General features: G+C 68.7%; 20 protein-coding genes and 1 pseudogene. 11 read left to right on the top strand and 10 right to left on the bottom strand.

Annotated features, from left to right (window positions below):
• The first annotated feature begins 48 nt into the window (after positions 1-48).
• Both AB1I47_RS23525 and AB1I47_RS23520 read left to right on the top strand, forming a co-directional pair.
• Positions 49-1,377 (top strand): hypothetical protein, encoded by a 1,329-nt coding sequence (locus AB1I47_RS23525; protein WP_354686122.1) that lies wholly within the window; start codon positions 49-51, stop codon positions 1,375-1,377.
• Positions 1,337-1,969 (top strand): annotated as a pseudogene (locus AB1I47_RS23520) (Crp/Fnr family transcriptional regulator); the annotation flags it as partial. The gene AB1I47_RS23525 and the pseudogene AB1I47_RS23520, both read left to right, overlap by 41 nt.
• A 112-nt stretch (positions 1,970-2,081) precedes the next feature.
• Here the strand turns inward: AB1I47_RS23520 and AB1I47_RS23515 are convergent.
• Positions 2,082-3,242 carry an NAD(P)H-dependent flavin oxidoreductase gene (locus AB1I47_RS23515; RefSeq protein WP_354686121.1) on the bottom strand — a complete coding sequence of 387 codons (1,161 nt, stop codon included), beginning with the start codon at positions 3,240-3,242 and terminating at the stop codon, positions 2,082-2,084.
• Positions 3,243-3,514: 272 nt separating this feature from the next.
• Between AB1I47_RS23515 and ubiU the strand changes: the two genes are divergently transcribed.
• From ubiU to ubiT, 3 genes are all read left to right on the top strand, one after another.
• Positions 3,515-4,561: a ubiquinone anaerobic biosynthesis protein UbiU gene (ubiU, locus tag AB1I47_RS23510; RefSeq protein ID WP_354686120.1), complete on the top strand. Its 1,047-nt coding sequence runs from the start codon at positions 3,515-3,517 to the stop codon at positions 4,559-4,561.
• 66 nt (positions 4,562-4,627) lie between these two features.
• On the top strand, positions 4,628-5,560 hold the full coding sequence (locus AB1I47_RS23505) for a U32 family peptidase (protein WP_354686119.1): 933 nt from the start codon (positions 4,628-4,630) through the stop codon (positions 5,558-5,560).
• Positions 5,557-6,015, top strand: a complete 459-nt coding sequence (gene ubiT, locus AB1I47_RS23500; RefSeq protein ID WP_354686118.1) for a ubiquinone anaerobic biosynthesis accessory factor UbiT — start codon at positions 5,557-5,559, stop codon at positions 6,013-6,015. The genes AB1I47_RS23505 and ubiT overlap by 4 nt, the downstream gene beginning before the upstream one ends.
• A 21-nt stretch (positions 6,016-6,036) precedes the next feature.
• On the opposite strand, the gene AB1I47_RS23495 is transcribed toward ubiT, so the two are convergent.
• Positions 6,037-7,611, bottom strand: coding sequence for a histidine kinase N-terminal 7TM domain-containing protein (locus tag AB1I47_RS23495; protein ID WP_354686117.1), 1,575 nt, complete (start codon positions 7,609-7,611; stop codon positions 6,037-6,039).
• Between the two features lie 418 nt (positions 7,612-8,029).
• Here AB1I47_RS23495 and AB1I47_RS23490 point away from each other — a divergent pair, with 418 nt between their 5' ends.
• On the top strand, positions 8,030-8,329 hold the full coding sequence (locus tag AB1I47_RS23490) for an alcohol dehydrogenase catalytic domain-containing protein (protein ID WP_354686116.1): 300 nt from the start codon (positions 8,030-8,032) through the stop codon (positions 8,327-8,329).
• Between the two features lie 29 nt (positions 8,330-8,358).
• Here the strand turns inward: AB1I47_RS23490 and AB1I47_RS23485 are convergent, their stop codons facing one another.
• The gene (locus AB1I47_RS23485) at positions 8,359-8,892 is read right to left on the bottom strand and encodes a phasin family protein (RefSeq protein ID WP_354686115.1); all 534 of its coding nucleotides are present in this window, start codon (positions 8,890-8,892) and stop codon (positions 8,359-8,361) included.
• Between the two features lie 219 nt (positions 8,893-9,111).
• A complete protein-coding gene (gene norR, locus AB1I47_RS23480; RefSeq protein ID WP_407935894.1) occupies positions 9,112-10,677 on the bottom strand; it encodes a nitric oxide reductase transcriptional regulator NorR in 1,566 nt (521 codons plus the stop codon).
• A 151-nt stretch (positions 10,678-10,828) separates the two neighbouring features.
• Between norR and ytfE the strand changes: the two genes are divergently transcribed.
• Positions 10,829-11,548 carry an iron-sulfur cluster repair protein YtfE gene (ytfE, locus tag AB1I47_RS23475; RefSeq protein WP_354686114.1) on the top strand — a complete coding sequence of 240 codons (720 nt, stop codon included), beginning with the start codon at positions 10,829-10,831 and terminating at the stop codon, positions 11,546-11,548.
• Positions 11,549-11,588: 40 nt separating this feature from the next.
• Complete coding sequence (locus tag AB1I47_RS23470; protein WP_354686113.1) at positions 11,589-13,877, top strand: nitric-oxide reductase large subunit; 2,289 nt, start codon at positions 11,589-11,591, stop codon at positions 13,875-13,877.
• A 68-nt stretch (positions 13,878-13,945) separates the two neighbouring features.
• On the opposite strand, the gene AB1I47_RS23465 is transcribed toward AB1I47_RS23470, so the two are convergent.
• Positions 13,946-14,608 (bottom strand): DsbA family oxidoreductase, encoded by a 663-nt coding sequence (locus tag AB1I47_RS23465; RefSeq protein WP_354686112.1) that lies wholly within the window; start codon positions 14,606-14,608, stop codon positions 13,946-13,948.
• Between the two features lie 137 nt (positions 14,609-14,745).
• Positions 14,746-15,150: a hypothetical protein gene (locus AB1I47_RS23460; RefSeq protein WP_407935892.1), complete on the bottom strand. Its 405-nt coding sequence runs from the start codon at positions 15,148-15,150 to the stop codon at positions 14,746-14,748.
• Between the two features lie 160 nt (positions 15,151-15,310).
• On the opposite strand from AB1I47_RS23460, the gene AB1I47_RS23455 reads away from it, so the two are divergent.
• Positions 15,311-15,688, top strand: coding sequence for a c-type cytochrome (locus tag AB1I47_RS23455; RefSeq protein WP_354686111.1), 378 nt, complete (start codon positions 15,311-15,313; stop codon positions 15,686-15,688).
• A 22-nt stretch (positions 15,689-15,710) separates the two neighbouring features.
• Here AB1I47_RS23455 and soxR read toward each other — a convergent pair whose 3' ends face one another.
• On the bottom strand, positions 15,711-16,202 hold the full coding sequence (soxR, locus tag AB1I47_RS23450; RefSeq protein ID WP_354686110.1) for a redox-sensitive transcriptional activator SoxR: 492 nt from the start codon (positions 16,200-16,202) through the stop codon (positions 15,711-15,713).
• A 135-nt stretch (positions 16,203-16,337) separates the two neighbouring features.
• Here soxR and AB1I47_RS23445 point away from each other — a divergent pair, with 135 nt between their 5' ends.
• Positions 16,338-16,805 carry a RidA family protein gene (locus tag AB1I47_RS23445; RefSeq protein ID WP_354686109.1) on the top strand — a complete coding sequence of 156 codons (468 nt, stop codon included), beginning with the start codon at positions 16,338-16,340 and terminating at the stop codon, positions 16,803-16,805.
• A gap of 25 nt (positions 16,806-16,830) precedes the next feature.
• On the opposite strand, the gene AB1I47_RS23440 is transcribed toward AB1I47_RS23445, so the two are convergent.
• Positions 16,831-17,232, bottom strand: a complete 402-nt coding sequence (locus AB1I47_RS23440; RefSeq protein WP_354686108.1) for a nuclear transport factor 2 family protein — start codon at positions 17,230-17,232, stop codon at positions 16,831-16,833.
• Positions 17,233-17,349: 117 nt separating this feature from the next.
• On the bottom strand, positions 17,350-18,243 hold the full coding sequence (locus AB1I47_RS23435) for a LysR family transcriptional regulator (protein WP_354686107.1): 894 nt from the start codon (positions 18,241-18,243) through the stop codon (positions 17,350-17,352).
• Between the two features lie 92 nt (positions 18,244-18,335).
• Between AB1I47_RS23435 and AB1I47_RS23430 the strand changes: the two genes are divergently transcribed.
• Complete coding sequence (locus tag AB1I47_RS23430) at positions 18,336-19,112, top strand: NAD(P)H-dependent oxidoreductase (protein WP_354686106.1); 777 nt, start codon at positions 18,336-18,338, stop codon at positions 19,110-19,112.
• 117 nt (positions 19,113-19,229) lie between these two features.
• On the opposite strand, the gene AB1I47_RS23425 is transcribed toward AB1I47_RS23430, so the two are convergent.
• Positions 19,230-19,822: transposase (locus AB1I47_RS23425; RefSeq protein WP_354686105.1), on the bottom strand; the 593-nt coding region annotated here is incomplete at its 5' end.

The following is a 19,822-nucleotide window of genomic DNA, read 5'->3' as shown; positions in this document are numbered from 1 at the left end:
CCGGCGCATGACTTGCCGATGCCTGCGGGGCGCCGCGGAGCCTGCCGCATGAAAGCCGCAAATCTCGACTACGAACGCGCGCCGCGCCCGGCGGTGGTGTTCGGCTGCCTGCTGCCGGCGCCATGGCTGGGCGCGGCTGCCGGCGTGCTGCTGGCCGCAGGGCCCGCCGACGGCCTGCCGGACCGCTTTGCGCCGCTGGCGCTGGCGGCCGTGCATATGCTGGCGCTGGGCATGCTGTTGCCGGTGATGCTGGGCGCGCTGTTCCAGATGCTGCCGGTGGTGGCCGGCGTGGCCGTGCCCGGCGCCGGGGTGCTGGCGCCGTTCGTCGCGGCCGCCGGCGCGGGGACTGCCGCGGCGCTCGGTGTCGGATGGCTCGGCGGCGAGCCGATGGCATTGCGCGCCGCGGTGCCAGTCGGTGCGGTGCTGCTGCTGGCCGGCGCGCTGTTGCTGGCGGCCGGGCGGCGCGTGGCCGCAGTGGATGCCACTACGCGCACGCTGGCCGGCATCGGCGCGCCGCTGCTGATCGCGGTGTCGTGCGGCATGGCGCTGGCCGGCACGCTCGGCGGCTGGTGGCGTGTGCCGGTGGCATCGGTGCTGTCGCTGCATATGGCATGGGCGCTGGGCGGCTGGCTGGCGGCACTGGTGACGGGCGTCGCCACTACGGTGCTGCCGATGTTCTGGCAGACGCGGCGCCTGCCGCCCGCACTGGAGCGCTGGTTGCCGCTGGGCCACTGGCTGTCGCTGGCGGCGTTCAGCGCCGCGGTGCTGCTGTGGCCAGCGCTGCCGGCGCTGGCGCACGCCGCGCTGCTGCCATGGCTGGCGTTCGTCGCGGCAGTGGCCGCTTGCGGGCTGGCCGGCACGCTGCGCGCGCGGCGCCGCCACGATCCGCTGTGGCTGCTGTGGCCGGTGGCGTGCGCCAGCATGCTGGGCGCGGCGCTGCTGGCCGGCGTTGCGCTGGTACTGCCTGGCACGGACCTGCCGCTGGGGTGGTGGGCCGGCACCATGATGCTGGTCGGCGCGGGCGTGCTGCCGGTCACGGCGATGCTCGGCAAGATCGTGCCGTTCCTGGTCTGGCTGCACCTGCGCCGCCTGCTGCCGCCGCGTGCGCGCGTGCCGGCGATGCAGGCCATCATCGCACCGGCCCGGCAGCAGCGGCAGGCATGGCTGCTGCTGGCCGCCTACCTGTTGCTGCTGGCGGTGCCGCTGGCGCCGGCGTGGCTTGCCCGTGCCGGCGGGGTGCTGCTGGCGATCGCCCACGCGGGGCTGGGCTGGCAGTTGCTGAGCGCGCTGCGCTGCATGCGGCGCATGCGCCGTTGCGGCGGGCTGCCGCCGCGCCATGCGGGCGTGGCCGTTGAAGGAGGTCATCACCATGGCTGAAACCGTGAGCCTGGATACGCTGCCGCTGTTCCGCGGCGTCGACGCGCCGGTGCTGGCGCAACTGCGCGCCGCCGCCACCCCGCGCAGCCTGCGCAAGGGCGAATACCTGTTCCGCTGCGGCGAACCGTGCGAAGGGCTGTTTATCGTCGTGGAGGGACTGGTCAAGCTGGCGCTGCTGTCGCCCACGGGCGAAGAGCCCGCCGGCGAGCGCGCCATCGAAGTATTCGGCCCCGGCGCGGTCTTCGGCGAAGACCTGGTGTTTCTCGAGGTGCCGCGCCGCATGGCCTGCCAGGCGCAGGCGCGCACCGTGGTGCTGCATATCGGCAAGGCCGCGCTGTGGCATGCGCTGATGCATGAGCCGCTGCTGGCGGCGCAGTTGCTACGCAACCTGTCCGGGCGGCTGCACGGGCTGATGCGCGATATCGAGGCCACCAGCCTGCAGAGCGCGCTGCAGCGCGTGGCCGGCTTCCTGCGCGAGCAGGCCTTTGCGACGCGTCGCACCTGGCTCGCCTGCACGCAGCGCGTGATCGCCTCCAAGCTCGGCATCACGCCGGAGACGCTGTCGCGCGTGATGCATCGCTTCTGCGCCGAGCAGTTGGTGCGGATCGAGCGCGGCAAGATCTACCTGCTCGATCCGGAAGGGCTGGCGCGGCAGGCGGGGGCAGCGGAGCTGGCGGTCGCCTCACGGGGCGACCGCCGGGGGGCTATGCAGCCGCGGCCAGCGCCGCGGGTTTCTCCCCCGTCATCAGGTAGTGGATCAGCTCTGACACCGGCCGGATCGCTTCGCCAAACGGCAGCGCGCCGCGGCCGCGGAAAAACAGTCCCCGCTCCACATCGCCGCGCACCGCCTGCGCCAGTTTCAGGTCGATGCAGAACTGCCCGATGCGGGCGATGCCGTCGCGCAGCCCGCAGGCGTGCAGGCAATCGAAACCTTCCAGACATTCACGCACGCGGGCGCGGCGCTGCAGCCGCGCTTCGCTCGACAGGTAGCGCGACAGCCACGGCGTCAGCACCGCGCGCGCGGGCAGGCCTGCGACGCTGGTGAACTCGCGCAGCGTCTCGGGCCGCGCGGTGGCCAGCACCTGCTTGAAGGCGGGGTGCGCATCGCATTCCTCGGTCACGGCGAACGCGGTGCCGAGCTGCACCGCGGCCGCGCCTTCGGTGAGCCAGTGGCGCACCTTGGCATGGCTGTCGATGCCGCCCGCCAGGATCAGCGGGATGCTGTCCCACGCCAGCCCCAGGCTGCTGAACAGCTCGCGACACTCGGCCAGCACGCGCGAGAACGAGAAGCGCGGCTCGGACAGGTCCTGGAGCGTCGCCGCGCCCAGGTGCCCGCCGGCATGGGCCGGGTGCTCGACCACGATGGCATCGGGCAGGCGGCCCTTCTTCATCCAGCGGCGCAGCACCAGGCCGATGCCGCGCGACTCGGACAGGATCGGGATCAATGCCACCCTGGGGTGGCCCGCGGTCAGCTCGGGCAGGTCCAGCGGCAGGCCGGCGCCCATCACGATGGCATCGGCGCCGCTTTCGCATGCCTGGCGCACCAGCGCCGCATGCGAGCCCACTGCCTTCATCACGTTGACCGCGACCAGCCCGCGGCCTGCGGACAACGCCTGCGCGCCGCGGATCTCGCGATCCAGCGCCTCCAGGTTGGCGGCCTCGATGCGCGCCTTGTCGCGTGTGCCGCGGGTGCGCGCAAGCAGGTCGGGATGATGGTGGCGCAGGTCGATGCTGGCGATGGTGCCAACGCCGTTCTCGCGCGCGACCGCGCCGGCCAGGCGATGCGCCGAGATGCCGATGCCCATGCCGCCCTGCACGATCGGTAACAGGCGGCGGCCGGCCAGCTTCAGCCAGTGTTGATTCATAAACGGTCTCCGGAAGGGTGAGGCGCGCCGGGGCGTCAGGCAGCCTGGCACGTGGAATGACCGGCAGAGCGTGGCATACGGGCGCCGCCCTGCGTTTGCCGCAGGTCAAGCGCGCGGACGCGGCCTGCCATCGGCCTACGCCGACCGGCATAGGCCCGCGCCGCATACATGCCGTTGGGACCGGTTTGCGCGCGATCAAGCCCCTGCGGCCAGCGCTTGGCTAGCATCGGCCGCTGTCCTGCATCCTGCGCCGCGACCGGCGCCATCACCCCATGACACTTGCTTCTCCAGCCCTGGCCGAAGGCGCCCGCGCAGGGCGCCGGCCGCAACTGGTCGCGCCCGCCGGATCGCTGGCCGCGCTGCGCATGGCGCTGCAGCACGGCGCCGACGCGGTCTACCTCGGCCTGCGCGATGCCACCAATGCGCGCAATTTCGGCGGCCTCAATTTCACCGAGGCCGATATCCGCACCGGCGTTGCCGAAGCCCATGCGCGTGGCGCCGAAGTGCTGTGCGCCATCAACACCTTCGCGCAGATGGGCGCGGTGGCGCAGTGGCACCGCGCCGTCGATGCCGCGGCGGAGCTCGGTGCTGACGCGGTCATCATGGCCGACGCCGGGCTGATGGGCTACGCCTGCGAGCGCCATCCCGCGCTGCGGCTGCACCTGTCGGTGCAGGGCTCGGCCACGCATGCCGATGCCATCGAGCTGATGCGTGAGCGCTTCAATATCCGCCGCGTGGTGCTGCCGCGCGTGCTGTCGCTGGCGCAGATCGGCAAGCTGGCGCGCCAGACCAGCGTGGAGCTGGAGGTGTTCGGCTTTGGCAGCCTGTGCGTGATGGCGGAAGGGCGCTGCCTGCTGTCGTCGTACGCCACCGGCGACTCGCCCAACAACAAGGGCGTCTGCTCGCCCGCGCACGCGGTGCGCTGGACCGAGCAGAACGGCACCATGCATGCGCGGCTGTCGGGCATTCTGATCGACAGCTATGCGCCCGGTGAGCCGGCCGGGTATCCGACGCTGTGCAAGGGCCGCTTCGAGGTGGAGGGCGAGCGCGGCTACGTGCTGGAGGAACCGACCAGCCTCAACGCACTGTCGCTGCTGCCGTCGCTGATCGACATGGGCATCGCCGCGATCAAGATCGAAGGCCGCCAGCGCAGCCCGCGCTATGTGGGCGACGTGGTCGGCGTGCTGCGCGCGGCCATCGACGCCGCCTGCGCCGACCCGGCACGCTTTGCGCCGCGCCAGGAATGGCAGAGCACGCTGGGCCGCCATGCCGAGGGCGACCAGGTCACGCAGGGCGCTTACGACCGGCCATGGCGGTGAGGTTGAGGAAGCCAGATGGAACCGACCTGCCTTGATATGCCGATGCCGGCAACCCTGGAGCTACCCATGCCACAAACCGCCGCGGCCGCTGCGCCGCGCACTGCTGCCTTGCCGCGTTTGCGCATCGCGCTGGGCCCGCTGCTGTACTACTGGCCGCGCGAGACCGTGCTGCAGTTCTACGCATCCGTCGCCGATGCGCCGGTGGACCGCGTCTACCTGGGCGAAACCGTCTGCACGCGCCGCCACGAGCTGCGCCATGCGCAATGGCTGGAAATCGCGCAGATGCTGCGCGACGCCGGCAAGGAGGTGGTGCTGTCCACGCCGGTGCTGGTGGAGTCCGATACGGATATCGCCTGGATGCGCCGCGCCTGCGCACAGCAAGACTACCTGGTCGAGGCCAACGACCTTGGCGCGGTGCGCTGCATGGAAGGCAGGCCCTTTGTCGGCGGGCCGCACCTGAACGTCTATCACGCGGATACGCTGGCGTGGCTGGCCGGCCTGGGCGCGGTGGGCTGCGTCGCGCCGGTGGAGATGGACGGCCGCACGCTGGCCGCACTCGCCGCGGCCCGGCCCGCCGGCACGCGCCTCGAAGCCTTTGTCTGGGGCCGCATGCCGCTGGCGTTTTCGGCCCGCTGCTTTACCGCGCGCCACCACCGGCTGCGCAAGGATAGCTGCGAATTCCGCTGCATGGATTACCCGGACGGGCTGGTGGCCGCCACCGGCGAAGGCCAGCCGTTCTTCACGCTCAACGGCGTGCAGACGCAGAGCGCCACCTGCCTGGACCTGTGCGGCGAGGCGCTGGCCATGGCCGGAATGGGCGTGGACCTGCTGCGCATCAGCCCGCATTCGCGCGGCACGCTGGAGGTGGTGCGGCAACTCGCCGCCATCCGCGCGGGCGAGCAGGCGCCGGCGCGCAGCGGCATCACCCCCGCCGGCGCGCAGCCCTGCAACGGCTACTGGCACGGCGCCGCCGGCATCGTATGGGAGGCAAGGCCATGAACACGCTGCACAAGGTGATGGCCGGCGTGCACCGGCGCATGCCGGCGCGGGCTCGCGCGCTGCCGCTGGTGGCGGCGCTGGAGCTGGCGCGCCGTGCGGGCTGGCTGGAGCCGCCGGCCGCGCTGGACGGGCATGCCTTCCTGCTGACCGTGCAGGACCTTGGGCTGGAGGTGCCGTTCCGTTGCGATGGCGGCCGCTTCCATACGGCCGCGGCGAACGGGGCCGAGCCCGCGTTGACGCTGCGCGCCTGTGCGGTGGACTATCTGCGCCTGCTTGGCGGCGAGGCCGATACCGATACGCTGTTTTTCCAGCGCAAGCTGGTGATCAGCGGCGACACGGCGCTGGGGCTGGAGGTCAAGTACTGGCTGGATGCCGCGCCGCGGCCGGCATGGATCAGCAAGGCCGCGGCACGGCTGGTGGCGTTGCAGGGGGCGATGGCGGGTGCCGGCGCGTGAGTGGCTTTGGCTCGCCGGCGGCTACGCGTCGCCATCCAGCATGAAGCGGTTGCGTCCGGCCCGCTTGGCGCGATACATCGCGCTGTCGGCACGGTGCAGCAGCGGCTCCAGCCGCGGCGCTTCCGGCACGGTCCACACCGCGCCCACGCTGATGGTGACCAACGGCTGCACCGGCGTGCCGTTGTGCGCGATGCCGAGCTCGCGCACCGCGGCCACCATGCGGCGGGCCACCGCGCGGGTTTCCTCGCGCGAGGCCTCGGGCAGCACCACCGCGAACTCCTCGCCGCCGAGCCGCGCGCAGAACTGCGGACCGGCCAGCGTGCGGGTCAGCGCGGTGGCGATCTGGCGCAGGCAGTCGTCGCCGGCCACGTGGCCGTGCAGGTCGTTGTACTGCTTGAACAGGTCGACGTCGAGAATCAGCAGGCCCAGCGCCTGGTTGCGCTCGCAGGCGCGGGTCACGGTCGCAATCGACTCCCGCTGGAAATAGCGCCGGTTTGGGATGCCGGTCAGCGCGTCGATATCGAGGTCGGCCTGCACCTGCGATAGCTGCTCTTCGGTCTGCCCGAGCTGCGCGGTCAGCGCCAGCTCGCGCGACTGGAACCGGCTGATATCGCGCATGAACACCAGGCTGCCGATCTGCCTGCCGTCCAGGCGCGCCACGCTTTCCACGGTGAGCTCGAACGGCGCGCCCGCCGGCACGAACGGGATGGATGCCGCGTTATCGGGGGGATCCGGTGTGCGCCGCAGCGCGGCTTGCCAGCCCGCGGGCACCGGGCTGCCGCGGCGCAGCTCGGGCCATAACTGCGCCGCGGCCGGATTGAATTCGACGATCGCGCCATGGCCGTCGACGATCACGCAGCCTTCACCCAGCGCATCGAATACGCGCAGCCGCGCGTAATGGCCGATATCGTCCAGATGGGTGCGCAGCGCGCAGAACCACACCAGCACCGCCATCAGCGAAAACGTCGCCGGCGTCAGGTCGCCGCCGAGCGGACCGGTCCAGCGCTTCAGGTAGGCGATATGCGCGAGCAGCGGCAATGCCAGGCCGGCGGCCAGGATGGCGCGGCCGCGCCGCGACAGGGCGGTGTTGGGCACCTGCGCGGTGACCAGGAAATACACACTCAGCGCCAGCAACGCATAGGACCAGCCCGCCGCCACGATATAGCCCGGACCGTGCTCGAAGACCGCGCCGGGCGCGACCCCCGGCGGCATCAGCGTGATGCGCTGCCAGATCAGGTGGTGGCGCTCGTTGGTGAAGACCAGCACCACGGTCACCACCGCCGCCAGCACCGGCAGCCACAGTCTCGACCACGGCACCACATAGCGCGGGCGGCTCAGGTGCACCATCGCCACCAGCCAGCCGATCGGCACCGCCACGATGCCCACGTACTGCACCTTGGCCCACAGGATGCGGCCCGGCAGGTCGGCCGAACTGATCTCCAGCAGCCGGCCGCCGCTCCAGATCACCACGCCGCCGGCCATCACCAGGAAAGCCTGGACCGTGGGGTCGTCGCGCCGCGGCCAGGTGGTGATGACCATGCCGATGCTGCAGATGACGGCGATGGTGAGCAGGAGAACCAGGGGGTAGGAAGGCATGGGAGGCGCGGCGCGAGCTGGACCGATGCGCTAGGCAGGGGTGCCAGGGATCGGCCCGGTGGTCACGTTGCGGCGCGCGTGATGGCGGGCCGCCGTGTCTTTAGCTTTGTCCCGGCGCGTGGGTCGGACGCCGGCATATCGGGTTCGCGTTCTCATCAGGACGGATGATACCGGGCTGCGCGGCGGGTTTGAGCGCCGTGTGTCTGACGCAACGCGCGCCGCCGGCCGCCACCGCAGGCCACCACGATAGCTGTCGCTTATGACATAGAGCGGGGCAAGGCCTCGGCCGGTGCATCGACGGCAGGCCGGACCTTGCGTGGCAGGTGCGGCGTTTGCAGCCACAGCGCGTACGCATCGTAGAGAAACGCCGGCTGGCCCGGAAAACGCTGCACCAGCGCGCCGGCCTGCACGCGCTCGCGTGCTGCGCATCGAGGATGTCGATGTGCAGCCGCCGGCACGCGGGCAAGTCCGCATCCGCGTCCGGCCGCTGGGCCTGAACCGGGCCGAGGCGCTGCTGCGTGCCGGGACCTGTATCGAGACGCCGACACTGCCGTCCGGACTGGGACTGGAAGCAGCCGGTGTCGTGGAAACGGTTGGCGGAAGCGTCGACAGCTGGTGCCGGGCGATGCGGCAGCATTGTGGCGCCGGTGTCGATGGTCCGCTGGCCGGCCTATGGCGAGCGGATCAACGTTCCTTCCGAATCGTGGTGACGGTGTGAGCGGGTGTGGGCGGTTGTGAGCGCGCGGTTCAGCTTTCAGCGGGCTGCGGCCGCGGCGTTTCACGGATCGACCAGGGCGGTACATCCGTCACGCTATCCCGGCCGACCGGCCAGTCGGGCAATATGCCACGCGTCAGCAGATGACCCCACCCGTCGATCCACTTCTGCTGCGCGCGCGCCATCAGCTCCATCATCGCCGAGACATAGTGCAGCGGCCCGCCCAGCAGCGGCAGCTCGCTGGCGATCTCGCGCGCGTACAGTTCTTCCGGGTCCTGCATCACCACCGCGCCCATTGCATCGAGTTGCAATTCCTCAAACATCGACCTGGCGAACTCAAGGTTGAGTTCGGTCATCCGGCGCAGGTTCTCCGCCAGGTCGGATTGCATCGTCTCGACCTGGTGCATGCCGGTGAAGAAGGTCGGGAACGGCCACATGGCTTGTGGCCAAACGGTTTGCGACCACATGGCTTGTGGCCAGAAGGCTTGCGGCCAGAAGGCCTGCGTTGCAGTCATCATCACGGGAAATCTCCTGTTGGGCCGTGATGTCCGCACCAGGGCGCCCATGCACGGCACACCGGCGCACCGCCGTGCGGGCCGGCATGCTGACTAGCTTATGCGGTATTGGGAGGCGTCGCCATGACGGAATGGTGACGGGTGATGGCATGTTGCATGGCTGGTGATGCGCGGATGGGCCTGGCGATGACACAATGGGCCGGCACGCGTCGCGCAGGCATGTGACGCGCGCGGCGACTCGAATGCGATGGCGTTCCCGGTTCCCGGCCCTTACTTGCACCCCAGGCGCTTGGCCAGCTTATGCAGGTTGCTGGCATCCACCCCCAGCTGCCGCGCCGCCTGCGCCCAGTTGCCGTGATGGACCTGCAGCGCCTGCTCGATGCAGGCGCGCTGGGTTTGCTCCACCGCATCGCGCAGCGTGGTGCCAGCCACCAGGGTCGGCGAGGCAAAGGGCTGGGCCACGCCGCCACCGGTCATGCGCGACGACGGCGTTTCCAGTCCATCCAGGTCGAGCAGCTCCGCTTCCAGCGTGACGATGTCATTGCGGCCCGCGCCGCGGCTTACCGCGCGCAGTGCGGCGCGGCTGATCACGTGTTCGAGCTCGCGCACGTTGCCGGGCCAGCGGTAGCGCCGCAGCGCATCCTGCGCCGCGGCTGACAAACGCACGCTGCGCAGGCCCAGGCGTGCGCGGTTCAGTTCCAGGAAGCGACCGGCGAGCAGCAGTACGTCGTTGCCGCGTTCGCGCAGCGGCGGGATGGGGATGGGGTAGACCGACAGGCGGTGGTAGAGATCGGCGCGGAACGAGCCGTCGCGCACGTGTTCGCGCAGGTTGCGGTTGGTGGCGGCGATCACGCGCACGTTGACGCGGCGCGGGCGGTCGGAGCCCAGGCGCTGGATCTCGCCGTTCTGCAGCGTGCGCAGCAGCTTGGCCTGGATTGCCAGCGGCAACTCGCCCACTTCGTCGAGAAAGAGCGTGCCGCCGTCAGCGGCTTCGAAACGGCCGGGGCGTTCGCCGGTGGCGCCGGAGAAAGCGCCGCGGGCGTGGCCGAACAGTTCGCTCTCTGCCAATGACTCGGGCAGCGCCGCGCAGTTGACATGCACCAGCGGGTGCGCGCGCCGGCGCGATTGCCGGTGCAGGCGGTGCGCGAACAACTCCTTGCCGACGCCGGTTTCGCCCAGCAGCAGCACCGGCAGATCGGTATCGGCCACCACTTCCAGTTCGTGCAGCAGGTTCGCGATGGCTTCACTCTGGCCAACGATCTCGCCGGTGATTTCGCCATTGCCGGCAGCGCCCTCATCGGTCGCGGGCGTGCCGCGCGCGAGCTGCAGCGCGCGAATCTCCGCCTCTAGCCGCGTGGTGCGGATCGCCGCTTCGACGATAACGGTCAGCCGCTGCAGCTCGGCCTGCGCGGCGGTATCGAAGGTGCCGACGGTCAATGCATCCAGCGTCAGCGCGCCCCACGGCCGGCCGTCGACTTCCAGGCTGGTGCCCATGCAGTCGTGCACCGGCAGCGGCTCGCCTACGTGTTCGTCGATCAGGCCGTCGTACGGATCGGGCAGCACGCTGTCGTGGTGAAAGCAGGTCACGCCGCGCCGCGACAGGATCGCCGCCAGGCGTGGATGCAGGCCAACCGCGAAGCGCCGGCCCAGCGCGGCGCGCACCAGGCCGTCGACGGCAACGGGGCGCAGGTGGTCTTCCTCGAGCCGCAGCAGCGCCACCGCGCCGCAACGGAAATGCGTACGCAGCACGCTGACCAGGCGCTGCAGGCGAACGGCTTGCGGCAGGTCGGTGACGAGATCGGCCAACAGGTCGGGATACATGGCGCCCGGCATCATGGTGAAAGCTACCCTCTGGGTCATAAGTACCGCGCGAAGTATAGGGTATTTCTCACCTACTGTTTTTCAAGCCATTGATATGCTTATGTTTTTTTCGGGCACGCTCCTCGCGTAAGTCATGCATGCGTAACTTCCACACGGAGAAACAATCATGACGTTGCAGGACCAATCCCTTGGCCAACTGGCCCGCCGCATCCCGGGTGCCACGCGGATCTTCCACGATTACGCGCTGGACTTCTGCTGCGGCGGCAAGCAGACCCTGCGCGATGCCGCGCAGGAGAAGGGGCTCGATGCGGCGGCCATCGGCAATATCGAAGCGCAGCTGCGCGTGCTGCAGGATGCGGCTCAACCCACCGCGGACGACTGGAATACGGCGGCGCCGTCAGCGTTGATCGCGCATATCCTCACGCGTTTCCATCAGCGTCACCGCGAGCAGTTGCCCGAGCTGATCCGCCTCGCGCGTCGGGTCGAGCAGGTCCATGGCGACCGCCCCGATTGCCCGCTCGGCCTGGCCGGCCACCTGACCGCGATGCTCGGCGAGCTGGAAACCCATATGCAGAAGGAAGAGCAGGTGCTGTTCCCGATGCTGTCGCGCGGCATGCGCGCCGCCGCGGGCCGCCCCATCGCCGTGATGCGGCTGGAGCATGACGACCATGGCCAGGCGCTGCAGCAACTGGCGGCGCTGACCAACGACATCACGCTGCCGCGCGCGGCCTGCAATACCTGGCGCGCGCTCTACCTGGGGTTGCGCACGTTGCGCGAAGACCTGATGGAACACATCCACCTGGAAAACAACGTGCTGTTCGAAACGCCGGCCGGCCCTGCCGCCGCCAACGAAGCGCCCGCCTGCTCCTGCTCCACGCATGCCTGACCCGGCCTGCGCACGCCACCACAACCAACAACTTAGCATCATGGGCTCTTATCGCAGACTATGGTTCCTGCTGATCGCCGTGCTGGCGGTCACCTTCTCCCTGCTCGGCTACTACGGTGTCGAGGTGTACCGCCAGGCGCCGCCAATGCCGGCCAAGGTTGCCACTGTAGACGGCCGCACGCTCTTTACCGGCGACGATATCCTCGACGGCCAGACCGCATGGCAGTCGGTGGGCGGCATGCAGCTTGGCTCCATCTGGGGCCACGGCGCCTACCAGGCGCCGGACTGGACCGCCGACTGGCTGCATCGCGAGCTGACCGCGTGGCTCGACCTCGCCGCGCAGGACGCGTATGGCCGGCCCTACGCGCAGCTCGCCGCGCCCGCGCAAGCCGCATTGCGCGAACAGCTTCGCATCGAATACCGGGGCAATGCCGCCGATCCGCAGACGAAGGTGCTGACCGTCTCGAACCGGCGCGCACAGGCTATCGCCAACACCGCCGCCTACTACGACCAGCTCTTCTCCGACGCGCCCGCGCTGCACACCACGCGCGAGCACTACGCGATGAAAGAGAACACGCTGCCCGGCGCCGAACGGCGCGAGCAGCTGACGCATTTCTTCTTCTGGACCGCCTGGGCCGCATCGACCGCGCGCCCGGGACACGAGGCCACCTACACCAACAACTGGCCGCACGAGCCGCTGATCGGCAACCAGCCCACCAGCGAAAACGTGGTGTGGTCGGTGATCAGCGTAGTGGTGCTGCTGGCAGGCGTGGGGTTGCTGGTATGGGCCTGGGCCTTCCTGCGCGGCCACGAAGAAACGCCGCCGCAGGCGCCGGCGCGCGATCCGCTGCTGGCCGTCGCACTGACGCCGTCGCAGCGCGCGCTCGGCAAGTACCTGTTCCTGGTGGTGGCGCTCTTTGTGTTCCAGGTGTTCCTGGGCGGCTTTACCGCGCACTACACCGTCGAAGGGCAGAAGTTCTACGGCATCGATGTGTCACAGTGGTTCCCGTACGCGCTGGTGCGCACCTGGCATATCCAGAGCGCGCTGTTCTGGATCGCCACCGGTTTCCTCGCCGCGGGCCTGTTCCTGGCGCCGCTGATCAACGGCGGCAGGGACCCGAAGTACCAGCGGCTCGGTGTCAACGTGTTGTTCTGGGCGCTGGTGGTCGTGGTAGTGGGATCGTTTATCGGCAACTACCTGGCGATCGCGCAGAGAATGCCCGCGCACCTGAACTTCTGGCTGGGGCACCAGGGCTATGAGTATGTCGACCTGGGCCGCCTGTGGCAGATCGGCAAGTTTGCCGGCATCCTGATCTGGCTGGTGCTGATGATGCGCGGCATCATGCCGGCACTGCGCGCCCGCGGCACCGACCGCAACCTGCTGGCGCTGCTGACGTCATCGGTGGTGGCGATCGGGCTGTTCTATGGCGCGGGGCTGTTCTATGGCGAACGCACCAGCCTGACGGTGATGGAGTACTGGCGCTGGTGGGTCGTGCACCTGTGGGTGGAAGGCTTCTTCGAAGTGTTCGCGACCACGGCGCTGGCCTTTATCTTCTCGACGCTGGGGCTGGTGTCGCGCCCCATGGCGACCGCGGCCAGCCTGGCTTCGGCATCGCTGTTCATGCTGGGCGGCATTCCGGGCACCTTCCACCACCTGTACTTTGCCGGCACCACCACGCCGGTGATGGCAGTGGGCGCCGCGTTCAGCGCGCTGGAAGTGGTGCCGCTGATCGTGCTCGGACATGAAGCGTGGGAAAACTGGCGCCTCAAGCATCGCGCACCGTGGATGGCAGAGCTGAAGTGGCCGCTGATGTGCTTTGTCGCGGTGGCGTTCTGGAACATGCTGGGCGCAGGCGTATTCGGCTTCATGATCAACCCGCCGATCTCGCTGTACTACATCCAGGGCCAGAACACCACGCCGGTCCACGCGCACGCCGCGCTGTTCGGGGTCTATGGCTTCCTGGCGCTGGGCTTCACGCTGCTGGTGCTGCGCTATGTGCGGCCGGCTTACCGGCTCAGCCCGGCGCTGATGAAGACCGCGTTCTGGGGGCTGAATGCGGGGCTGGTGCTGATGATCGGCACGAGCCTGCTGCCGATCGGCATCATCCAGTTCCTGGCGAGCGTCGAGCATGGCACCTGGTATGCGCGCAGCGAGGCGTTCATGCAGCAGCCCATCCTGCAGACACTGCGCTGGGTGCGGACCTTCGGCGATGTGGTGTTTATCGTCGGCGCGGTGTCGTTCGCATGGCAGGTGGTGCTGGGCCTGGCGAACCGCACGCCGATGGCGGCAGAGGCGGTGCCGGCGCGGATGAAGACGGCGGTGCGCTGAACCACGGAAGAGACGTGGCAGTGCTGGCCCGCCCGGGGTTCCGGGCGGGCTTTTTTCACACGGCAGGCTCAGCCCTGCACCGGCTGCTGCTGCATCTCGTCCACGATCTGCCGGATCGCCTGCTCAAACGCCTCCACCGGCTGGCCGCCAGTGACGAGATAGCGGTTGTTGAAGAGGATCGACGGCACCGACTGGATGCCCATGCCCTGGTACTCGCGCTCTTCGGCGCGCACCGCATCGGCATAGTCATCGCTTTCCAGGATCTTGCGGGCCTGCGCGGCGTCGAGGCCGGCGGATGCCGCGGCTTCCACCAGCACGTCGTGATGGCTCGGGTCCTTGCCGTCGGTATGGTAGGCGCGCAGCAGCGCGAGCTTGAGCGGCAGTTGCTTGCCTTCGAGGCCGGCCCAATGCAGCAGCCGGTGGGCGTCGAAGGTGTTGTAGACGCGCGTGCGCTCGCCGAAGGTGAAGCCCACGCCGGCGCCGCGCTCGCGGATCATGGCCTGAGTCTCGGCGATTTGCGCGGGCGTGCGGCTGTACTTCTTGCCGAGGTAGTCGACGATGGCCTCGCCCTCGGCACCCATCTGCGGGTTCAGTTCGAAGGGGTGCAGTACGATCTCGGCGTCCACCGTATCGCCAAGCCGCTGCAGCGCCTGCCGCAGCGAGGACAGGCCGATGGCGCACCAGGGGCAGGCAATATCGGAGACGAAGTCGATTCTGAGGGGTTGCGGCATGGCTTTTCCTGGGGGGCTGCTGCATCGCAGCCCGCGGCACGTTGTGACAGTGCCGACAGGGTAGCCTGAGTTGCGAATCCTTGCAGGCGCGCAACCCAGGCTGGTCAGCCGTCAGGGTGAGCCGTCAGGGTCAGCCATCAGTCCCAGCGGCGGCCCGGGCCCTCATAGCCATGGCGGCGCGCCCATTCGCGCTCGCGCCATTCGCGGCGTTGTTCGCGATGGTAGGCGCGGTGATAGTCGCGGTGATAGTCGCGGCCGTCGTACCGGTCATAGCGCACCGGGACGGGAGCCACCACCACCGGGCGCGACGCATAGGCCACCGGCGCCGGGGCATATGCGACCGGAGCCGGCGCATACACCGGTGCCGGTGCATAGACCGGGGCCGCGCGGTAGACCGGCGCCGGGCGATAGACCGGTGCGGGCTCGGCAACCACAACGCCCGGGACGCCGATGCCAATGTCGATATTCACGCCGGCGTAAGCCCCCGCGCTGGCCGCGAGCATTGCCCCACCGACTACTGCCATGGCGATGATTCGTTTCATGTTTGCCTCCCAGGGGGCGTTGGACATGGCCTTACTGTAGGGGGCGGGCTCGTAATATAGGCCGCGCAAAGTGTTGCAAGTGTGACGGGGTGTAAGCCGGGCCGGCCACGCCCTGTATCATTCAGTCCCCGCCGCAAAGCCATCCCCCTGCCATCACCTCATGCGCCGTGCCGTATTTTCCGCGTTTGCCCTGGCCGGCCTTGCCGCCGCCACCGCCGCCCACGCCGCTCCCGATATCGCGGCTGGCAAGGCATTGTTCGCCGCGCGCTGTGCCTCCTGCCACCACGTCGGCCGCAATGCGCGCGCCGGCTTTGGCCCGCAGTTGAACGGCCTCTTCGGCCGTCCGGCCGGCGGCACCAGCGACTACCAGTATTCCGAGGCGATGCGCGCATCCAAGGTGGTGTGGTCGCACGACACGCTGGCCGCTTTTATCCGCGCACCGGGCAAGGTGGTGCCAGGCACGAAGATGCGCTTCTGGGGCATCGGCAACGACAAGCAGATCGAAGATCTGCTGGGCTACCTGCAGACGATCAGGTAATCCCCGGGCACGGCGGCGGCAGTCATTGCGCCTCGCCGGGGAAATGCGGCCCCGGGCCAGCGCCTGCCAGCGTGTCCTGCGGATTGCGCAGCGGGCATGCCTTCAGCGACAGGCAGCCGCAGCCGATACAGCCGTCGAGCTGGTCGCGCAGCTGCGTCAGCGTGCGGATGCGTTCGTCGAGATCGTCGCGCCAGCTTGCGGACAACTTGCGCCAGTCGGCAACGGTGGGCGCGCGTCCGTCGGGCAGTTTCTGCATGGCCGCGGCGATCACCGCCAGCGGCAGGCCCATGCGCTGCGCCACGCGGATCACGGCCAGGCGCCGCAGCACCGCGCGCGGATAGCGGCGCTGGTTGCCGCCGCTGCGCGTGCTGGCGATCAGGCCGCGCGATTCATAGAAATGGAGCGCGGACACCGCGATGCCGGTGCGCGCGGCGACCTCGCCGACGGACAGCAGTGGCTCGGCGGGCGCGGGGCGGCGCCGGCGCGGTGCGGTGGGTTGTTTCGCGGATGCCATGGCAGAGGGGGCGAGCAGCTAGTCGGCCGGAGGAATGCCCATGCTATCACCATGGGCGCGCTTGACCTCAAGTTAAGTTGAGGTTTGATACTGGCGGCTCCATTGTTCGGCTTTCCTCAACTCTGAGTTGACCCCATGCTGCCCTTCTCGCCTTTCTCGCCCCCGCTGTCGTCCGTGCAGCCGCCTGCGCGCGCCAATACGTCGCTGAGCCTGCTCAATCCCGACGGCCTGTACGATCCGCGTCCCAATGGTTATTCGCATGTGGCTGTGGTGGAGGGGCCCGCGCGCATCGTCTATGTGTCGGGGCAGGGCGGCGAGGATGCCGCCGGTGGCCTGGCGCCGGATTTTCCGCGGCAGGTTGCGCGCGCAATGCAGAACCTGCGCATCGCGCTGAAAGCCGCCGGCGCTGATGTCGGCGATGTGGCCAAGCTGACGGTGCTGGTGGTCGACCATTCGCACGACCGCCTGCGTACCTTCGGCGCGGCGCTGCGCGAGATGTGGGGCGACAAGCCGGTGCCGGCCTGCACGCTGATCCCCGTGCCGCGGCTGGCGCTGGACAACATGCTGTTCGAGATCGAAGCGACCGCGGTGTTGCCTGGCTGAGGCTGCGGCCGCCCGCCGCTGATGCTTACTTGTCGGCCGGTACGCGCGGCGCCGCGCTGAAGGTCTTGTTGACGATCTTCCAGGCGCCGTCGATCTGCAGCAGCGTCATGTAGTCTGTGAAGACGACGTCCGGGTAGTCCAGCACCACCTTGGCAACGCCGGCATTGCCGACCACATCGAACTGCGTGATCGAACGCTTGCGCTGCGCCTCGTCCGGCGCGGGATGTCCGGGGCAGCGCGCGGAGACGAACTCGTCAACGGTCAGCGAATGCAGCTTGCCGTCGCGGTAGGAAACGATGCGGGCGTCGGCGTGGAAGGCCCTGACCATATATTCGGCCTTGCCGGTGATATGGCCTTGCAGGTAGTCCTCGATCGGCGCAAGCGCCGCTGCATGCGGGGAAGTCAGGCCGGTTGCACAGTACGTCATGGGTCTCCTCCAAAACTGGATGCGGCGTGGAAACATCCCGCCGGGGTTTGAAAGGATTGATTGTATTCCAGTTTTGTATGCAAAAGAGGGCGGAATGACTGGTCCGTGCCGCCCCTTCTACACGGACCGCAGGATCAGGTCGCGCAGCCACCGGTGCGCCGGATCGCGGTGCACGCGTTCGTGCCACAGCATCGACATCTCGTAGCCCGGCACCTGCACCGGCGGCTCTACCACTTGCAGTCCCGCATGGTCGTGCACCAGCCGCGCGGGCAGCATCGCCACGAGCTCCGTGCGCATCACGACCTCCGACACAAACAGGAAGTGGGGCACTGACAGCACGACGCGCCGCTGCATGCCGGCGCTGGCCAGCGTCTCATCGGTCACGCCAAAAAATCCGCCGCCATCCGGCGACACGATCACATGGTCCAGGGCGCAGAACTGGGCCAGCGTCGGACGGCGCTTCAGCCGCGGGTGGCCGGCGCGTCCCACCAGCACATAGCGTTCGGTAAAGAGCGCGCGGCGGTGCAGCCCCGGCGGGGCGCCGTCGCTGGTGTGGAACGCAAGATCGAGTTCGGCTTGTTCCGCCTGCCTGGCAATGCGCGACGGCGCCATTTCCAGCACGGCCAGCCGCGCGCCCGGCGCCGCCGCGCGCAGCGCCTGCAGCGCGGGCAGCACGATGGTGGACTCGCCATAGTCCGTCGCGGCCACGCGCCAGGTATGCGTGGAGGCGGCGGGATCGAACGGCGCGTCCGGCGAGACCGTTTGCTCCAGCGCAGCCAGCGCCTCGCGCAACGGCTCGCGCAGCGCCTCGGCTCGCGCCGTAGGACGCATGCCGCGCGGGCCCGGCAGCAGCAGCGGGTCGCCGAAGTAGTCGCGCAGCTTGGCGAGGTGGACACTGACGGAAGGCTGCGAGAAGTTCAGTCGCTGCGCGGCGCGGGTCACGTTGTGCTCGGACAGCAGCACGTCAAGCGTCACCAGCAGGTTCAGGTCGAGCTTTCTGAGATTAGTCATGGCAATACCTGCAATATTGGATATTCATTTCCAATATACATGAGTACGGCCTATGCTGGCTTCACCCTACACAATCCTTCGATGCAGCCATCATGAACGTACTTCTTGTCTACGCCCATCCGGAGCCCAGGTCGCTGAATGGCGCGCTCCGCGACTTCGCGATACAGCGTCTGCGCGATGCGGGCCACAACGTGCAGGTCTCGGACCTCTATGCAATGCAGTGGAAAGCGCAGCTCGACGCCGCCGACAGCAAGGCGCGGCCCGGCGGCACGCCTTTTCATCCGTCACTGGACTCTAAGCATGCCTACGAGAACGGCCTGCAGAGCGACGATATCGCGCGCGAGCAGGAAAAGCTCCGCTGGGCGGATGCCGTCATCCTGCAGTTCCCGCTGTGGTGGTTCTCGATGCCGGCGATCCTGAAGGGCTGGGTCGAGCGCGTCTATGCCTACGGGTTTGCGTATGGCGTGGGCGAGCACTCCGACGAGCGCTGGGGCGACCGCTATGGCGAAGGCATGCTGGCCGGCAAGCGCGCGATGCTGGTGGTCACTGCCGGTGGCTGGGAATCGCACTACAGCGCGCGCGGCATCAATGGGCCGATCGACGACATCTTGTTCCCGATCCATCACGGCATCTTGTACTACCCGGGCTTTGACGTACTGCCGCCGTACGTGGTGTACCGGACCAGCCGGGTTGACGATGCACGTTTTGCCGAGATCCGCGAAGAACTGGGGCAGCGGCTGGATACGCTCGGGTCGATCGCGCCGATCCCGTTCCGGCCGCAGAATGCGGGGGACTATGACATTCCGCAACTCACGTTGCGTGAGGAGATCGCGCCGGGTGTGGAGGGGTTTGCCGCTCATTCGGGTTAAATCGCGGGGGGCGTGCCCACACGCCGGTGCATCAACGAAGTCACGCGCGTCGATATTGCCAGCGCCTGCCCTCACCCCCGGCCCCTCTCGCAAGCGGGAGAGCAACTGTGTTTAAAGTCAAGGCTTAACGGACGGCAAAACATGCTTAGTCGGGTCCCACATTGCGCCATCTCTGACCATCGCATTCAGGATGGTCAGCAGCTTGCGCATGCAGGCAACGATGGCAACCTTCTTAGGCTTGCCGGCCGCGAGCAGACGCTGGTAGAACGACGCAATGGCCGGGTTGTAGCGCTTAGCCGACAGCGTGGCCATGTACAGCACCGCGCGCACTTCGCCACGTCCGCCCCAGATGCGTCGCGGACCTTGCCGTTTGCCGGAATCATTGGCCAGCGGTGCAACGCCGACCAGCTTGCTGATGGCCCTTCGCCCCAGCTTGCCCAACTCCGGCAGAGCCGCCAGCAACGTCATGGTCGTCACCGCGCCCACACCTTTAACCGCTTCAAGCAGCGCACGCTGGTCTTTGAAGTGCTTCTCGATTTGCCCGTCCACATCCTTGTCGATTTGGCTGATTTGCTTGTCCAGCGTCCGGATCACCGCGCGGATACTACGTGCCGCCTGTGCCGACGCCTTCTCCAACCGATTGCCTTCCGCCACACGCATCTCCAGCAACTGCCGTCGACGCGTCATCAACGATGTGAGCTGCTCGCGAT

This window comes from Cupriavidus necator, from assembly GCF_040578825.1.
In the GTDB taxonomy this organism is placed as follows: Bacteria; Pseudomonadota; Gammaproteobacteria; order Burkholderiales; family Burkholderiaceae; genus Cupriavidus; species Cupriavidus necator_E.
The sequence above is the reverse complement of the archived record's forward strand: the minus strand, read 5'-3'. Positions and strand labels throughout refer to the sequence as shown.

Excerpts from the sequence above, each read along its gene's own strand:
- AB1I47_RS23465 (WP_354686112.1), bottom strand. The coding sequence starts at position 14,608 with ATGCCGCAACCCCTCAGAATCGACTTCGTCTCCGATATTGCCTGCCCC.
- AB1I47_RS23470 (WP_354686113.1), top strand. The coding sequence starts at position 11,589 with ATGGGCTCTTATCGCAGACTATGGTTCCTGCTGATCGCCGTGCTGGCG.
- AB1I47_RS23495 (WP_354686117.1), bottom strand. The coding sequence starts at position 7,611 with ATGCCTTCCTACCCCCTGGTTCTCCTGCTCACCATCGCCGTCATCTGC.
- AB1I47_RS23440 (WP_354686108.1), bottom strand. The coding sequence starts at position 17,232 with ATGACGTACTGTGCAACCGGCCTGACTTCCCCGCATGCAGCGGCGCTT.
- AB1I47_RS23455 (WP_354686111.1), top strand. The coding sequence starts at position 15,311 with ATGCGCCGTGCCGTATTTTCCGCGTTTGCCCTGGCCGGCCTTGCCGCC.
- AB1I47_RS23460 (WP_407935892.1), bottom strand. The coding sequence starts at position 15,150 with ATGAAACGAATCATCGCCATGGCAGTAGTCGGTGGGGCAATGCTCGCG.
- AB1I47_RS23485 (WP_354686115.1), bottom strand. The coding sequence starts at position 8,892 with ATGGGCGCCCTGGTGCGGACATCACGGCCCAACAGGAGATTTCCCGTG.
- soxR (WP_354686110.1), bottom strand. The coding sequence starts at position 16,202 with ATGGCATCCGCGAAACAACCCACCGCACCGCGCCGGCGCCGCCCCGCG.
- ubiT (WP_354686118.1), top strand. The coding sequence starts at position 5,557 with ATGAACACGCTGCACAAGGTGATGGCCGGCGTGCACCGGCGCATGCCG.
- AB1I47_RS23430 (WP_354686106.1), top strand. The coding sequence starts at position 18,336 with ATGAACGTACTTCTTGTCTACGCCCATCCGGAGCCCAGGTCGCTGAAT.
- AB1I47_RS23505 (WP_354686119.1), top strand. The coding sequence starts at position 4,628 with ATGCCACAAACCGCCGCGGCCGCTGCGCCGCGCACTGCTGCCTTGCCG.
- AB1I47_RS23445 (WP_354686109.1), top strand. The coding sequence starts at position 16,338 with ATGCTGCCCTTCTCGCCTTTCTCGCCCCCGCTGTCGTCCGTGCAGCCG.
- ytfE (WP_354686114.1), top strand. The coding sequence starts at position 10,829 with ATGACGTTGCAGGACCAATCCCTTGGCCAACTGGCCCGCCGCATCCCG.
- AB1I47_RS23435 (WP_354686107.1), bottom strand. The coding sequence starts at position 18,243 with ATGACTAATCTCAGAAAGCTCGACCTGAACCTGCTGGTGACGCTTGAC.
- norR (WP_407935894.1), bottom strand. The coding sequence starts at position 10,677 with ATGATGCCGGGCGCCATGTATCCCGACCTGTTGGCCGATCTCGTCACC.
- AB1I47_RS23515 (WP_354686121.1), bottom strand. The coding sequence starts at position 3,242 with ATGAATCAACACTGGCTGAAGCTGGCCGGCCGCCGCCTGTTACCGATC.
- ubiU (WP_354686120.1), top strand. The coding sequence starts at position 3,515 with ATGACACTTGCTTCTCCAGCCCTGGCCGAAGGCGCCCGCGCAGGGCGC.
- AB1I47_RS23525 (WP_354686122.1), top strand. The coding sequence starts at position 49 with ATGAAAGCCGCAAATCTCGACTACGAACGCGCGCCGCGCCCGGCGGTG.